Below are 15,776 nucleotides of genomic sequence, written 5' to 3'. Positions count from 1 at the left end.
TTTGCAATTTGTTATGTACAGGTATTTTAATCCCATATTATCTCATTATTTTTTAAAAAGTCAATAAACTCTTTTACTTGTCTTAACGCTTCTTCTTTTGATTCTGAGTCCAAAACTCTTATTTCAACATTCTCGAATTCATTGCATCCAAAATAATGTTTTGTGACATCTGTTATTTCGTAAAACTCAACGTTATTTTTTTCTATAAAATTTGGGAATAGTTCTTCAATTTTTCGTCTATGTCTGTTTATCTCTCGTTCTAAGTCTAGTTCCTCCCAAATGTGTATATAATATTTTGTTTCTTTTCTTTTTTGTTCAATCCAGTCTTTAGTGTTTGCTGATAAGGTATTTGAAAGTATTATTAAAACATCCGTTGGATTATGTTCTTCTGCATCAATGAGAATATTATTAATATCTGCTTTTGAAGGTGGCTTTGTGATATACCTTTTACACTGAATGACCCATTTATTTGACTTTGTCACTCCAGGAAGAGGTTCTTCATATTTGTCACCAACTAAATCTCGTCCTTTGTCTCCTCCTGATTTTCCAAACCATTTCAAATTTTTAAAATCATTTTCTTCAATTATCTTAAAACAAATCCGCTCAAAGTCTTCGGGAGATATTTCAGTCCAGTTTATTTTCATGTTAGGTATTGTTGTCTTTTTTATACTTGTACATAACGTTCTAGGGTATGAAACGTAGGGCATTCGGAGCTGCGTACTTGTCCACCGAGACTAAGCTTGCTAAGAACCCGAAACTTGCGGAAACCACTGTCCGCCCTATGTTTTATACCCATTGTTGGGTGCTGGTGTTTTTCAATTTCATACTTTTTAATGAAACAGATTTCCTTGAATAGCATTTCCCCTTTTCGCCAAGGAAGATTTATTCATTACCTTTTTTACTGTTTCAGAAATGTTATTTTGTTCAATTATAATAATGTCTTTCTGTTCTTTAATCAAGTCTCTGTTTAAATCAAACATTGGATTGGTTTCATCAATTTCTTTATCATACATAACAGCTCGTGGAATGTTATAGTCTTTTGCAAACCCCATAGCCAATCTAGCTCCACTATCGAGTTTCTGTCCGTGCAATTTCCAACGTTCTGCACTATTTTGTGCGTAACTTGCAGCTAAGATTATTGTCTCGCAAAATAAAGCCTGTAATCTATCACGCTCTTTATAACGGCTACTTAATTCCATTTTGCTTTTAAAATCAGTGCCATATTCTGTAATTAAAAGGCCGCCTTCATCTACAATTTTAAACGCTAGACCTTTATTTGTGGCTGGCATTATATCATAGAGTGGACTTGGTAAAATTGCTACGGTTTTGCCATTTTGGTCTAAAGCTTCTTGATGTGAAATGCTATCACAACCTAAAGCCAAACCACTAACTATTGTTGCTCCGTTTTTAACGAACTCAGAAACAATATTTCTTTCTCTTTCTTCTATGTCACCTTCAGGACTTAAAAGTCCAATTACAGATATATTTTTGTTGTCAATGTTTAAAAGGTCTATATCTCCTTTATAGTAAAGAAATACAGGCTTCTCACTATCTTTAACATTTCCACGATATTGTGGGAAATCATTATCGCCTAAAGCGACAAAACCATCACAACAATCCTTAAATTTTTGATTGAGTTTGTCCTCAAATATTTCCCTTAAATTTTTGAACTCATCAATATTTGTTTTCTCTTTAATTTTATTGTTTAGAAGAGAAACAATCGTATCAATATCTTCATTGCCCTCTAAATTCTTAACTAACCAAGCGTTACCAATACCTTTGTAAGATTTGGCTGTTAGTATATTTAGAGCATTGGTAGTATATTTCATTTTAAGTTTATTTATCCGTTAAAAATGGTTTTGCCGATTGCATAAAATAAGATAGAGTTTGCTCCAAGGTTTATTAAAGTTTGAAGCATATCTTCATCAATATTTACCGTTCTTGTGTAAATGTCATCTATCAGTAAAATATCACGACCTTTAATATTATTTGAAAAATTACAAGTATCTAAACTTATACCTGGATATGGTTCAGAGCCGTCATTTACATATCCTTCCATTGGTTGCCGTAGGTGGGTTGTCTTTGTGTTTGTATGACGGACAATAAAATTAGTGCCATCAATGAAATTATTGCCTAATTGATTTATAGCATTCCTTATTGTTGCTTTAAAAAGAAGTTGGTTTTGGCGATACGTATTGTCGGCTTTTGCTCTTGGAACGACACAAACTGTTAAAGAATTTGTATTTACTTGGTTCAATACATCTGGCAAATCACTCAAAAGCACCTGTAATAATTGCTGTTGTGCTTGTTGAAGACGATAATCAGTCCAATTATGGTGTGGATCATTTTTTAATTTATACAGGTAATTCGGATTGTTTGGTAAGTCAACACCGCCAAAATCTGTGTGATAAAATCCTTGAATATTTTTAGCTAAAAACCGATTTCTTTCAATTGTAAAAGGTGTCATAATTAAAGGCTTAAAATTTTATTTTCGTCAATTCCTGCATTTATAGCGTCATTTATTTCAGTTCTTTCGTTTTCAAAAACGATTACTTTGTTTGGTGAAATATTTAATTTGTTGATAGCATTTTTGTACTTATTTATCTTTTCGTTACCGTCAAATTCACGGAAGAAAATGTAGTCAAATTTGTCGGATAATTGAAAGTAATTTAAAATTTGTAAAGCCCTGTCTTTACGACAATTTGTAACCAATACAGTCTTGTTTGTTGTAGAGTATTTGAACAAAATGTTTGAGACTTCATTGTTAAGCTTAATCTCGTTTAGAAAATCTACATAATACTCTTCTTTCTTTTGGATTATCCTTTTGTAGTCGACTTCACTAAGATTTAAAACTTCTTTTTTTAGATTACTGCGATTAAACCTTTTGTCAGGATTGTAAGTTATGTGGTAGTCTGAGTTAGTAATAGATTGTATCGCTTTTTTATAAGAAAGATAATTTGCAAGATTAGTATCAACTATTGTTCCGTCCATATCAAAAAATAAAACCGTTTCAGAGGTAATTTCGAGTTCAATTTCAGATATTTTTCTGTCTGGTATTTCCACTTTCCTTTCAGTTCTTGTTTTGATGTTGGTGGGTTCATACACTTGCACCCAACACACGTATAACCACAACAAACAGTTATACCATTGTAGTTATATCGTTTATATGTTTACGAATATAATAAAAAACCACTTACAAAAACATTTTAAAATATACTAAAGTGGGTATGACAGCAGTCTTAGTTTAGTTTCGTTCGCCCATTGTTCAGGCAAACCCCCATCCAAAAAATAGACCCCCGAACTGTAGCTGAACAAAACCCGAACAAAACTCGAACAAAACCCCTCTATTTTTGGACAGGTGTGTCAATTTGTGTCAATGTGTGTCAATATGTGTCAATGTGTGTCAATATGTGTCACGGGTTTGTTTGTTAGCGTGCTGTGAGTTGGGTTCAAGGTTCTGGGTTTGGGGTTCAAGGTTTTGGTGAATCGGTTAACTATAATCAGGGAGGTCAAAATCGTGAAACGTGAAAAAAATCGTGAAAGGTGAATCGGGAATCGTCAATCGTCAATCGTCAATCGTTAATCGTTAATCGTTAATCAGAAATCGTTAATCGTCAGGTTTTGGTGAATCGGTCAATTCTAATCAGGGAGGTCAAAATCGGAAATCGGGAATCGTAAAGTAGGGTCTTGTCGTTAAAAAAAAGCATCTTTCTAACTTTCTAACAATCTAACCATCTAACTATCTAACTATCTAACCTCTTGGGTTTTGGGTTCTGGTTGTTAGACTTCTTAGAATGTTAGACTTTTTAGATTGGTGATACAATACAAAAAAGAGCCGTTATTTAAAATAACGGCTCTTTTTTCGGCCTAAGTTCAATCAATTATTGTTGTCTTGACAGCATGTTTTTTGATTAGCTTTCAAAATATAAATAATTTCATTAAGGTTTTTATTTAACTTGTTTACTAATCTTTGAAATAAATCGGTTTCTTTACCAGTTTCAAATTTTAAATCTTCACTGGTCAGTTGCGGATATCTTGCTTTTAAGACATTGGCTTGTTTATCCCAATCACCTACAATGACATATTGTTCACTGCGCAGTACCTTAATTTCTGTGTTGCTGGTTTCTATCATAATAATATATTATTTTAGATATTTACTGACACAAAGATTGCTGAAAATTCTATATTATAGTTACATAAAAAAAACAAAATATTATATATGTTACAGGTTTTCTAAAGTACCCCTTCGTTTCTTCCCTAACTTTTTATAGAAAGTTGGAGTATGTCCCGTTACTTTTTTGAATTGATTGGATAAATGGGCCACACTGCTATAATGTAACTTATAGGATATTTCTGAAAGATTTAATTGGTCGTAAAGTATGAGTTCCTTGGCCCTTTCTATTTTATGTTTTATGATGAAATGTTGTATGGTGATTCCTTTTACCTCTGAAAACAAGTTGGACAAATAAGTATAATCATAGTCGAGTTTTTCACTTATATAATCAGAATAGTTGACTTTGGGTATCTCATCAGTATAATGCACCATTTCTATGATAATGTTTTTAATTTTATCAATAAGAATGTTTTTTTTATCATCCAACAGTTCCAATCCAGAACACGCTAGATTGTGTTTAAGCATCGCCTTTTGTTCTTCGTCAATGGTCTCTACAATTTCAATCATACCAAGTTCAATACTCATATGATGCAGCCCGAGTCTTTCTAATTCTTGCTTAACCATAAGTTTGCATCGTAAACTTACCATATACTTTATATATAATTTCATATGAAAGTTTTCAATTGCATGTATTTGTATTATTTAAATGTAAGATACAACTATTTTATGTAAGTTGTGTTACACAACTTTAGGCTATAGTTACATAACACACACCCTTATAAACCAAAACACTTTAAAAACAAGAACTTAATCAAACCCTTCATAACCACTTTTTATGACGGTAGATATCATCTTAAATTGCTCGTTGGCAGTAAAGTGATGTCTTTGATTACTGGGAATAACAATACCCTGTCCGAGACTTAGTTGGTATTCAACCTTATTAATGGTAAGATTGGCGGTACCATCGATAATTTGTATATACGTGTCAAAGGGCGAGGTTTTTTCGGCTAGTTCTTCGCCTATATCAAAAGACAATGCGGTTATGTTTCCAGTAATTTTTTTGATAATGGTCTTGCTCACTACAGCATTTGGTATATATTGTATTATTTCTACTACAATATGGGGGGCAGCTTTTTCTATTTCATTGCCAATTGATTTCATGGTATTGCTTTTTTATTTACTATTAATAATTATTGTATCCAATTGCACATACACGTGCTATTGATTAATAGCTTAAATGGCTATCTATGGGTTGGTTAGCTAAATCTTTTTTAACTTTGCAGAATAAAAAAGTAAGCATGATGTAATACTACGATTTTATATTCTAATGTTCTTAAAAATAACAACAAATAATAAAATAAGGGTTGTTATCGTTAGACCGACTAAAACGAATCGCATTACGCGATATTTTAAAAAGATGGATTCCATTGAGGGTTTTAATTTTATATTGTGGGTTTTTAATTTTATTTTTTACACCATTTCTTTAACGATATACAACTATTATCACTTCAGTTAAAGTTAATATAATGATAATGGTATTTAATAATGTAAAGATGGCATAATCGTGGTATGTAGTTATTACATAAAATGTTTAAATACTTACATAATCTACAGGTATTTTTGGTATGCAGTCTTTTTCGAGGGAGTTTTTTATGCGCTTTCTTCTATGGCGGATATGCTTTGTTTATTTCTCCAGACACTTGCCTCTGCCTGTAATTCTGCCTTTTTTAGTATCTACATGAGTATTTTCAATGAATTTTTAATACTCTGAAGGTGTAAGAATTAAACATTTCTATAAACGAATTCTGTCTATTACAGATATTATTATATATAATTAAAGAGAAAAGAAAAAAAAGCAGACATTAAGTCTGCCTTTATCACCATGTTAGATTATTCATTTCGAATTCTTCTAACTGAGTCAATGGAATTAATTAATAGCGGTATCAAAAGTAATTGGAAAGCCAATAAATTTAGTTACACCTTTTTTGAAGAGAATTACATAAATCACAGATTTTTAATCATTAACCAACTCCATCAAACGGTCAACCTTATTTAGGACTCCACAAACCATCAACCAACAACCATCAACCAACAACCAACAACCACATGGTCCGACATAGCATCTCAAGTTTCATGTCTTTTATAAACCCTTAGGCCATACCAAGCAATATAAACAAAACAAATCAGCGGAAGTATAAACGAAAAATTAACTTCATACACACCTAATATTTTTGTATCGGCTACACCATTCCCACCTATATCTATAAGTATACCTTGAAGTTTTGGCATCAAAGCGCCTCCAACAATAGCCATAATTAAGCCAGCAGAACCCACTTTAGATTGCTCTTCTGTTAAATCGCCTAAAGCAATACCATATATGGTTGGAAACATTAAAGACATACAAAAGGAAATCCCTACTAAACTATACAAACCTACCATTCCTTGAATCCAAATAGTTCCTCCAGTAAAAATTATGGCTAAAATAGCAAAGTACATGAGCAGTTTACCTGAACTCATAAAACGCAGTAAGTAAGTCCCAATAGCACGACCTATAGTAAATATTACAAAAGCTCCCATTTGGTAATATCCCGCAGTGACACTATCCATCATGATCGCTTCTGCATATTGGTAAATATAGGTCCAACACATAATTTGAGCGCCCACATATAAAATCTGGGCTAAAACCCCTAACACGTACTTTTTATTTTTACTTAAAATAACAAAGGTATCTCCAATTCTTGGCATCTCTCCTTCCTCCTTTGATTGGGGCATTTTACTTACCACAAATAGGATAAAAACCCCTATTAAGACCAATCCTAATATAACATAGGGATTGCGTATCACTAATAAATCGGCGGTTTTAATTAAAACCTTTGAAACTTCATCTAAAGCACTAAAATCTTTTACATCGTCTGATTGTAAATTTTTCAAAACAAATTGTTGTGCCACAAACAAACCTAATATTAAACCTACCGGATTAAAAGCTTGTGCTAAGTTTAAACGCTGCGTTGCAGTTTCTTGGGCTCCCATTGCTAAGGCGTATGGATTTGCCGCTGTTTCTAAAAATGCCAATCCGAAAGTCAGAATGTATAATCCTATACAGAAAAACACAAAACTTTCTGACTGGGCAGCCGGATAAAATAACAAAGCACCTATCGCATATAATGCTAAACCAATTAAAATACCTGTTTTATAAGAATATTTACGCATAAACATAGCTGCTGGTAATGCCATACAAAAATAACCGCCATAAAACGCCATTTGCACCCAAGCCGCTTGGGAGTTGGATAATTCCAATACTTTTTTGAATGCCTGCACCATGGGGTCTGTAACCGCATTGGCAAACCCCCATAATGCGAAAAGAGAGGTGACTAAAATAAAGGGAATTAACACCTTTTTTGATACTACTGGTACTTTTTTAATTGCTTCCATTTAATGTAATTACCCGTTGGGTATATTTCTTTATCAATACTAATTTTTATATAAATTGCCACATTGAGCACTTCGACAAGCTCAGCACAGGCTTTGTCGAAATGCATCTTCTAGTGTCTTCGACAGGCTCAGACTGACACTTGAGTACTAAATTGACTTTAAATTCGTTATAAATTAAATTTTCTTAATTTCACCCAACGGGTTATAATTATATTTTTATATAAATCCGATACTTATCAAGCCACCACCCTAACCCCCAACATAATAGCATAAATACTAATGCCGTAATTAAAGCTCCAAATGCTCCTGGAAATACGTTTTGAAAAATATTTTCGCTTACCCATTCAAATAGATCTAATCCAGAACTCGTTTTAATTTGACGTAAAGAGACATAGAACAACTCGGAAAACAAATAAATAAACAACGGGTTTTTCCCAAAAACATCAAAAAACTTAACACCAAACTTTAGGTTTTGTATTTCGATAGCATAAATCAAAATAGCCATTACAGATAAGTCCAATCCTATAGTGTAAAGGACAAATGAGCTTGTCCAAAGTTTTTTTGAAATCGGAAATACTAAATCCCACCAAAGCGCTAATGAAGCCAAAAGAAATCCTACTATAAGTAATTTAGAAATCCCTTCATAACTTTTCCCTTTTTGTTGAACAAAAACCCCAGCCATATATCCAGCCAGTACATTTACAATAGCTGGCAACGTACTTAAAACACCTTCGGGATCAAACGGGATACTGTCTTTTTTATAAATATGCCCTTCTCCTAACAAGCTTAAATCTAATTTAGTAACTGCGTTTGTTGCCATATCCAAAACGCCACCTGGCTCTCCAAACACGTATAAAATCACCCAATACGCCAACAGAATAATCCCTGACAAAATCAAAGCGACCCTTTGTGATAGATAGTAAAAAATGATGGATGCAAAAAAGTAACATAAAGCAATACGTTGTAATACGCCCATAACACGGGTCTCGCTGAATGGTTTTAGTTCCCATGAGCCATTTGTTTGTTGAAAAAATGGAAACCAATACATTAAATACCCAATCAAGAATATTAGAAAGGTGCGTTTTAATATTTTTTTCCAAACAAAACTTGGTGGGGCAGATTTTAGTTTTCCCATTGAAAAACTCATGGCATTGCCCATTGCAAATAGAAATGAGGGAAATACCAAATCGGCAAGTGTAAAACCAAACCAATTGGCATGCACCAAATAAGGATATAAATTGGCGCCAGTGCCAGGTGTATTTACAACAATCATTAAACAAATTGTCAATCCTCTGAAAACATCAAGAGACAAAAACCTTTTGGACTCTTTTCTAAGTATTTCTTCCATTTAATTTATTATAATAATCTAATTTTTACCCAATAGCACGTATATAAGTACGGTAACAAAGCAAAGTAAAATGGACATCAGCTTAGTATGCTTCCATGCTTTCATATCTACTATGTGTAAATCTTCCTGTTGAAATTCAGAATCAGCAGGATAATAATAAGACACTGCAAACATAACAGCTAAATTCAATAAAAACTCAATACCCCATAGATGTACAAAGTGAATATCAACTTTAAAAACAAATGTTGTTAAAATATAAAATGCAAGTCCTACAAAAAGTGATGCTTTTGCTCCCATAGCTGATACTTTTTTAAGAAAAAACCCAGCTAACATAATAGAGGCTATTGGTATAAAAAAGATCCCGTTTAATTGTTGTAATAATTGATATAAACCATCGGGAGCATTAGCAACCATAGGTGCTGCTAATATTCCAAAAACAGCTAGAATGGTAGAGGTTAGCTTTCCTACCCTAACTAATTTTTTGTCGCTGATATTTTCATCTAAATGCCTTTTATAAATGTCTATACTAAATATGGTTGCCGCACTATTTAAAACACTGTTAAAAGTACTTAAAACAGCTCCTAGTATAATAGCGGCAAAAACGCCAACCAATCCAATGGGTAACACTTTCTTGATTAATTCCGGATAAATCATATCTTGATTATCATACAAAGCATCTCCAAAATAATAGTACCCAATAACGCCAGGTAAAATGATAATAATTGGAACCAATATTTTTAAAACACCCGTAAAAAGCAATCCTTTTTGAGCCTCAACCAAATTTTTTGCACCAAACGCACGTTGTATTATGGTTTGATTCATACTCCAGAAATAAAGTTGGTTAATAATCAATCCGGTAAAAAGAACACTAAATGGCAATACCGAATCCTTAGCTCCTATAACATTAAATTTCTCTGGGCTATGCCTATATACTTTACTTAAACCTTCTAAAGGATTGCCATCGCCAATACTTATAAGAGCCAGCAAAGGAATAAGAAGCCCCCCAATTAAAAGGCCATAGCCATTAATAGTGTCTGATATAGCCACCGCTTTTAAACCTCCAAAAATGGCATAAACAGAACCTAAAACCCCTATGGATACGACTGTAATCCACAACCCTTCTTCTTTTGAGACATTTAAAACTTCTGAAATATTAAAGATACTTTCAATATTTATGGCGCCCGTATAAAGAACTATGGGGATTAAGGTTACTATAAATGAAATCATTAAAAACAATGCCACTAAAGTTCTGGTGGTATTATCAAATCTTTTTTCTAAATACTGGGGAATTGTAGTAAGTCCCATTTTTAGATATCTTGGGATAAAATAAATAGCGGCCGCTACTAAGGCTAACGCAGATGTTACTTCCCATGCAATAATAATAAACCCGTTTTTATAGGATGACCCGTTCATTCCTATAAGGTGTTCTGTTGAAATATTAGTAAGTAACATGGATCCTGCAATGACAACGCCCGTTAAACTTCTACCTCCAAGAAAATAACCATCTTGTGAGTTTAGTTTTTCTTTTCTTAATCTATACCAAGAATAAAAGGCGACAAATGCCGTAAAGGCAACAAAAGTAATAACAGTATACATGTTTAGTTAGTTCGTTTTTGGTTAGTTGATTTAGATTCCTGCGTTTACAGGAATTTTATTTACATTCGAAAAGAGGCTGTTCGAAAAGTTCATTTACAAGTAAACTGTAACATTGAGGACAGTCGAAACACGTTGGTAGTCTGACTAACAAGGTTTTCGACTGCGCTCAAACTGACATTAAGGTTCACTTTTTAGAAGACAGCCCTCCTATTTTAAAACTTTAGCTTCTCTGGCAAATATTTCGCTACCAATTCTTTATAATAAGGAAGCAATGCCTTAACGTCCGGCTTTACAGGAGCCTTTGTGTATAAATCGTAAGGATTGAATTTTTTAACCCATTCAAACATGTCCATATCTTTCTTGTTCATTAAATGGGTGTATGCATTTTCTTTATGCTGGGAATAGAACGAATGGTATCTAATCATATACAAAGCTGGATCTGGCAAGTAATCCTTCATAATTTGATACAGGTATTCATCATGCCCCCAACTCATTTTCACGTTATCAAGTCCGCAATTTTCTGAATAAACACCAAATTTAGTGTTGAAGCGTTCATCGTTATAATCCGGATTGTCTTTGAAAAATTCCGGGTACACTATCTTATCTGAATACGCACAGCCAACAGGAAACGTATCACCAACAACGGCCCATTGTGGCTCACCAAACAAACATAAAATTTTTCCAAGATCATGTAAAAACCCGGTAAGCACAAACCAATCTGGATGTCCATCGGCTCTAATGGCTTCTGAAGTCTGTAAAAGGTGCTGTGTTTGGTCTAAATCTATATCTGGATCACTATCATCAACAAGGGTATTTAAAAATTCAACAGCCTCCCAAACAGACATTTCCTTTTTATTGAATTTTAAAAATTCTTCTTCCTTGCTACATACAAAATCATACGTTTGATAGGTATGGTTTATTCTATAAAACTCTTTAACTGTTTCTGCTCGCTCTGAATCTATATAATTTCTAAATGCTTCTTTTTCCTTTTTCTTTTCAGATGGATCTGGATATCGTAATAACAAATCGTCTTCCCACTCATCCAAATTGTTTAATGGATTCTCTGAGTCTAGAGGTTTCTTCATGATATTAAATATTAAAAAATTAGTATAACGAAACTAAAATTTTCAATAAAAACAAGAATGGATTAATACATCAAAAACATGGATAAATTTATATATACCTCTATGTTTTTGACTTGAAGGCTTTAAATGAACTCGCTTAATTAGTTAATTAGTTTGCTTGGTGGAAAACCAAACTGCTTTTTAAAACATCGGCTAAAATATAAGGGGTCATTAAAGCCTACTAAACTTGTTACTTCTGACACGTTATACTTTTTTGTTTTTAATAACTGGGCCGATTTTTTTAGACGTAAGGTTCTTATAAACTCATTGGGAGCTAAATCTGTCAGTTCTTTAATTTTTCGGTATAATTTTGAAGAACTCATCCCCAATTCATTGCATAAATAGACGGTTGACAAGTCTACTTCACTTAAATTATCGTTTATTAAAGCAGTCACTTTTTTCATAAACTCTTCATCAATTGGGGAATGGGTGAGCAACCCTATTTCGCTTTCTACTTCACCAGAAAATTTAGCTTTCAATTCTAATCGTGTCTTAATAATGTTCTCAATTACTGTTTTTAAAAGGGAAGGATCAAAAGGTTTTACTAAATAGGCATCTGCTCCAATACCATACCCTTTTACTTTATCTTCGTTTTCAGAAAGTGCCGTTAATAAAACAACAGGGATGTGACTTATAAACTCGTCTTTTTTTAGTTCTTCACAAAAATCAAGTCCGTTCATTACTGGCATCATGATGTCGGCAATACAAATAATAGGTTTAATTTGTCTGCAAATCCGTAACCCATCTTCGCCATTTTCCGCATCGTAAACCTTGTAATAATCAGACAAATAGTCAACTAAATATTTTCTAAGTTCATTATTGTCTTCAATAACTAATATTTTTTGCTTTAACTCTGTACTTTGAATTATTTTCTTAGCTGGTAAAACTGGACTTATCGGTTCTTTTATGTCCTTAATATCAAATTCAAAAACCTCCTTGTCTTTATAAAAATGGCGCACTATAGGGATTTTAACTATAAACTCACTGCCTTTATTTGGCTCGCTCTTTACTTTTATTTTTCCTTTATGAAGTTCTACTAATGATTTTACCAACGATAAACCAATACCCGAGCCTGTATTGTTCTCTTTACTATTAGTGGCTTGGTAAAACCTTGTAAAAATCTTTTCTTGACTCTTTAATGGGATGCCGATACCATCATCAATGACTTCAATAACTAAATAATCTTCACTGCCATTTTTTAACCTAATAAACAAGTCTACATTACCATATTTATTTGTAAACTTTAAGGCATTTGACAACAGATTATAAAGGATTTTGTCATACTTATCATTGTCTATCCAACCCACAATATTTTCATTTTCAGAAATAAAATTTAACTGAATTTTCTTATTGTAAGCCAGTTCTTTAAACGATTCAAAAATGTTTCTGGAATAATCTACGATATTTGTTTTTGAAACTTTAAGCTTCAACTCTCCTGTCTGCGCTTTTCTAAAATCCAGCACTTGATTTACTAATGTCAATAACCTACTGGCGTTTTGATGAATAAGATTAAATCTGCTTTTTTGATAATCAGTAGCAGTTTCTTTTCCTTCTTCCATTAATTGTTTAGCGGGCCCTAGAATAAGTGTTAATGGTGTTCTTAATTCATGTGATATATTGGTAAAAAACCGAAGTTTTTCATTATTTAATTTCACATCGCGCTCTCTATTTACTTTTTCTGTAAGTAATTCTTGTTTTAATCTAATTCTGTTTTTAATTTCTCTTCTGATAAAATAGAAAAGAGAGAAGCAAACAACTACGAATAAGATAAATGCTTGGGGCGTTAACCAAAAGGGGGGCATTATTTTTATTTGATAAGAAGCAACCTCACTCCAATAACCGTAACTATTACTTGCTTTTACTTTAAACACATAATCGCCTGGAAACAGATTGGTATATTGTACAGTCCTGGAATTACTGTTGGTCGTTATCCAATTCTCATCAAACCCTTCCAGCATGTATTGAAATTTATTAAGCCTTTCGTTTGTAAATGATGGTGCTGAAAACTGTAATGAAAAATTACGATTTGCATAATTTAGCTCTACATTTTTAGTATAATTAAAATTCTTTAAAAGCGGCACTTGCCCATTAATATCCATGCCCGGAAATATTTCCCTATTCTGTATTTTAAATTCGGTAATCATTGGTTTTGGCGAATAGGTATTGTCTTTTATATTATCTGGCGAAAAATAGATGACTCCATATTTACCACCAACATAAATCAGTGAATTATTAAAATTGTAGAACCCTTTCGAACTAAATACATCTAATCTATTACCGCTCGTTACATGATAAACGTTGGCCGCTTTTAGCGTTGGATTATATTTTGCGATGCTATTGTTATTTATGTTCAACCATAAATTATCATTGGCATCTAAAGTCATATCCGTAATCCATTTGCCACGCAATTCCTTCGGTTCAGAAATGAGCTCAAACTCATCGTTTTCTGGCACATAAATAGCCATTCCATTTCGTGTTGCCGCCCAAACATTTTTATTTGAATCAATTAAAATATCACTCAAATTGTCTTGCGGCAGTCCATTCTTCTTTTCTGGATTATACTTAAATAATTTCGTGGCTTTTGTAGCAAAATTATGTCTTACCAAACCTCCTTCAGTCGCAAGCCATAAATCGTTATCAACTTTCCTTATGGTATTAATTTCAAAATTGGGCAACAATCTGCCACTAGATCGTTTTGGAATTAGCGTTTTGGAATCCAAAACAACGACACCCTCACCAAAAGACCCCACGAGCAAGGTATTATCATCATATTTTAAAAATGTAGAAACAGATGCATTCGCAAAACCCGGATCAACCACTTTTGATGTCTTTTTTATGTAATCGTAAACTAATATGTTCCCATTCCATAAACCACAATAAAATATGTTCCCATCTTCAGAATAAATACACGAAATATCCATCTTAGCATTATACAAAGGAATGAAAGTTTTTCCTTTAGAAATAAAAAGCCCATTATGCCAAGTGGCTACAATGATTTTTTCATCATAAGTTTTAGCAAACCCTCTAACCCTAGGAATTTGATCACCAGTATAGGAAGCAATATCATTATTTATATTAAATTGGTTTTCATAAGGATCATACTTATCCAATCCGTCTTCCGTACCAACCCACAAAACACCTGAAGCGTCAAAATAAAGAACAGAAATCAAGTTATCTACTAAAGATGTATTGTCTGTTAATATGGAATAGTACCATTGAAATTTACCCTTTTCAATATCTTCCAATTGGTCACATACTAAAAGCCCCCCTAAAGTTCCAATCCAGAATTTACCATCAGGAGCACGTGCTATTGACACAAAATAAGGGCCTATTTTTTCTCTAAGCAAATCGTCTTTAACATATATATTTATAAAAGTATTAGAAGCTTTATCCAGCTTATAAAGTCCTTCTCTGGTACCTACAAAAATATCCGACTTGAAATCTTCATATATAAAATTTAAATAGGGATTTATATTATTTGAATTTGGAATCGATAATGTATAGGTTCTTAATTCTACAATATTCCCGGTATTGTCTAAAGAAATCTTTGCAACCGAAGCTGTATCATAACTCCCTATCCAAATATTTCCTTTACTGTCTTCATAAATTTCCTTGACATAATTAAATCCTGGGAGATCGATCTTTACAAATTTATTTTCTTCTTTATAAAACAAATAAACGCCTGCACTTTTAGTACCTACCCAAATTCTATTAAATTTATCTACATAAACAGAACGAATTTCTTCATCAGGCAAACTGTTTGGATTATTTTTTTCTGGCAAAAAAGTGGTAAATTCTTGAGTATCCAGTTTTAATAGCGTTAGTCCCACTCTTGTACCAATCCAAAGATTATTGGATGTTTCGTCCAACTCCAAAGCCGTTATATCATTACTGTATATACTATTTTCTTCTTGAGTAGAGCTTAAATAATTTACGAAATGATACCCATCAAAACGATTAAGTCCGGAAAAAGTACCTAACCATAAAAAACCTTGCTTGTCTTGCACAATATGCCTTACCGCATTATGGGAAAGCCCATTATCATCATTATAATGCTCAAATTTTATGTTCTGCGAATTGGAAACACAAAAATTAATTAAGAAAAAAAGCAAAATGAATGCATGTCTGTTCATAAAATGAATTGTACTATGTGATTTGCTAA

Annotated in this window: 12 protein-coding genes; all 12 read right to left on the bottom strand. The window is 32.8% G+C overall.

Annotation, left to right across the window (positions count from 1 at the left end; genetic code table 11):
• Positions 1 to 26: 26 nt before the first annotated feature.
• Entirely contained in the window at positions 27 to 644 is a 618-nt protein-coding gene (locus tag CJ739_RS12075; RefSeq protein WP_162880201.1) for a restriction endonuclease, read from the bottom strand.
• A 186-nt stretch (positions 645 to 830) separates the two neighbouring features.
• Positions 831 to 1,829 (bottom strand): DNA-processing protein DprA, encoded by a 999-nt coding sequence (locus CJ739_RS12070; protein WP_117175633.1) that lies wholly within the window; start codon positions 1,827 to 1,829, stop codon positions 831 to 833.
• 11 nt (positions 1,830 to 1,840) lie between these two features.
• The gene (locus CJ739_RS12065; protein WP_117175631.1) at positions 1,841 to 2,467 is read right to left on the bottom strand and encodes an amidophosphoribosyltransferase; all 627 of its coding nucleotides are present in this window, start codon (positions 2,465 to 2,467) and stop codon (positions 1,841 to 1,843) included.
• A gap of 2 nt (positions 2,468 to 2,469) precedes the next feature.
• Positions 2,470 to 3,063 (bottom strand): HAD hydrolase-like protein, encoded by a 594-nt coding sequence (locus tag CJ739_RS12060; protein WP_162880200.1) that lies wholly within the window; start codon positions 3,061 to 3,063, stop codon positions 2,470 to 2,472.
• Positions 3,064 to 3,877: 814 nt separating this feature from the next.
• Positions 3,878 to 4,132, bottom strand: coding sequence for a hypothetical protein (locus tag CJ739_RS12055; protein WP_117175626.1), 255 nt, complete (start codon positions 4,130 to 4,132; stop codon positions 3,878 to 3,880).
• Between the two features lie 90 nt (positions 4,133 to 4,222).
• The gene (locus CJ739_RS12050; protein ID WP_117175623.1) at positions 4,223 to 4,783 is read right to left on the bottom strand and encodes a helix-turn-helix domain-containing protein; all 561 of its coding nucleotides are present in this window, start codon (positions 4,781 to 4,783) and stop codon (positions 4,223 to 4,225) included.
• A gap of 138 nt (positions 4,784 to 4,921) precedes the next feature.
• Positions 4,922 to 5,275 (bottom strand): cupin domain-containing protein, encoded by a 354-nt coding sequence (locus CJ739_RS12045; protein ID WP_117175620.1) that lies wholly within the window; start codon positions 5,273 to 5,275, stop codon positions 4,922 to 4,924.
• 963 nt (positions 5,276 to 6,238) lie between these two features.
• A complete protein-coding gene (fucP, locus tag CJ739_RS12040) occupies positions 6,239 to 7,546 on the bottom strand; it encodes an L-fucose:H+ symporter permease (protein ID WP_117175618.1) in 1,308 nt (435 codons plus the stop codon).
• A gap of 208 nt (positions 7,547 to 7,754) precedes the next feature.
• Entirely contained in the window at positions 7,755 to 8,894 is a 1,140-nt protein-coding gene (locus tag CJ739_RS12035; protein ID WP_117175615.1) for an acyltransferase family protein, read from the bottom strand.
• Between the two features lie 18 nt (positions 8,895 to 8,912).
• Positions 8,913 to 10,490 carry a solute:sodium symporter family transporter gene (locus CJ739_RS12030; RefSeq protein WP_117175612.1) on the bottom strand — a complete coding sequence of 526 codons (1,578 nt, stop codon included), beginning with the start codon at positions 10,488 to 10,490 and terminating at the stop codon, positions 8,913 to 8,915.
• Between the two features lie 212 nt (positions 10,491 to 10,702).
• Positions 10,703 to 11,575, bottom strand: coding sequence for an inositol oxygenase family protein (locus CJ739_RS12025; protein ID WP_117175610.1), 873 nt, complete (start codon positions 11,573 to 11,575; stop codon positions 10,703 to 10,705).
• A gap of 140 nt (positions 11,576 to 11,715) precedes the next feature.
• The gene (locus CJ739_RS12020) at positions 11,716 to 15,747 is read right to left on the bottom strand and encodes a hybrid sensor histidine kinase/response regulator transcription factor (RefSeq protein WP_117175607.1); all 4,032 of its coding nucleotides are present in this window, start codon (positions 15,745 to 15,747) and stop codon (positions 11,716 to 11,718) included.
• Between the last annotated feature and the right edge of the window lie 29 nt (positions 15,748 to 15,776).

Origin of the sequence: Mariniflexile sp. TRM1-10 (assembly GCF_003425985.1) — a bacterium.
Classification (GTDB): Bacteria; Bacteroidota; Bacteroidia; order Flavobacteriales; family Flavobacteriaceae; genus Mariniflexile.
The sequence above is the reverse complement of the archived record's forward strand: the minus strand, read 5'-3'. Positions and strand labels throughout refer to the sequence as shown.

Bases quoted from the DNA above. Each gene is read 5' to 3' on its own strand.
- CJ739_RS12075 (WP_162880201.1), bottom strand. From the start codon at position 644: ATGAAAATAAACTGGACTGAAATATCTCCCGAAGACTTTGAGCGGATT.
- CJ739_RS12070 (WP_117175633.1), bottom strand. From the start codon at position 1,829: ATGAAATATACTACCAATGCTCTAAATATACTAACAGCCAAATCTTAC.
- CJ739_RS12065 (WP_117175631.1), bottom strand. From the start codon at position 2,467: ATGACACCTTTTACAATTGAAAGAAATCGGTTTTTAGCTAAAAATATT.
- CJ739_RS12055 (WP_117175626.1), bottom strand. From the start codon at position 4,132: ATGATAGAAACCAGCAACACAGAAATTAAGGTACTGCGCAGTGAACAA.
- CJ739_RS12050 (WP_117175623.1), bottom strand. From the start codon at position 4,783: ATGAAATTATATATAAAGTATATGGTAAGTTTACGATGCAAACTTATG.
- CJ739_RS12045 (WP_117175620.1), bottom strand. From the start codon at position 5,275: ATGAAATCAATTGGCAATGAAATAGAAAAAGCTGCCCCCCATATTGTA.
- fucP (WP_117175618.1), bottom strand. From the start codon at position 7,546: ATGGAAGCAATTAAAAAAGTACCAGTAGTATCAAAAAAGGTGTTAATT.
- CJ739_RS12035 (WP_117175615.1), bottom strand. From the start codon at position 8,894: ATGGAAGAAATACTTAGAAAAGAGTCCAAAAGGTTTTTGTCTCTTGAT.
- CJ739_RS12030 (WP_117175612.1), bottom strand. From the start codon at position 10,490: ATGTATACTGTTATTACTTTTGTTGCCTTTACGGCATTTGTCGCCTTT.
- CJ739_RS12025 (WP_117175610.1), bottom strand. From the start codon at position 11,575: ATGAAGAAACCTCTAGACTCAGAGAATCCATTAAACAATTTGGATGAG.
- CJ739_RS12020 (WP_117175607.1), bottom strand. From the start codon at position 15,747: ATGAACAGACATGCATTCATTTTGCTTTTTTTCTTAATTAATTTTTGT.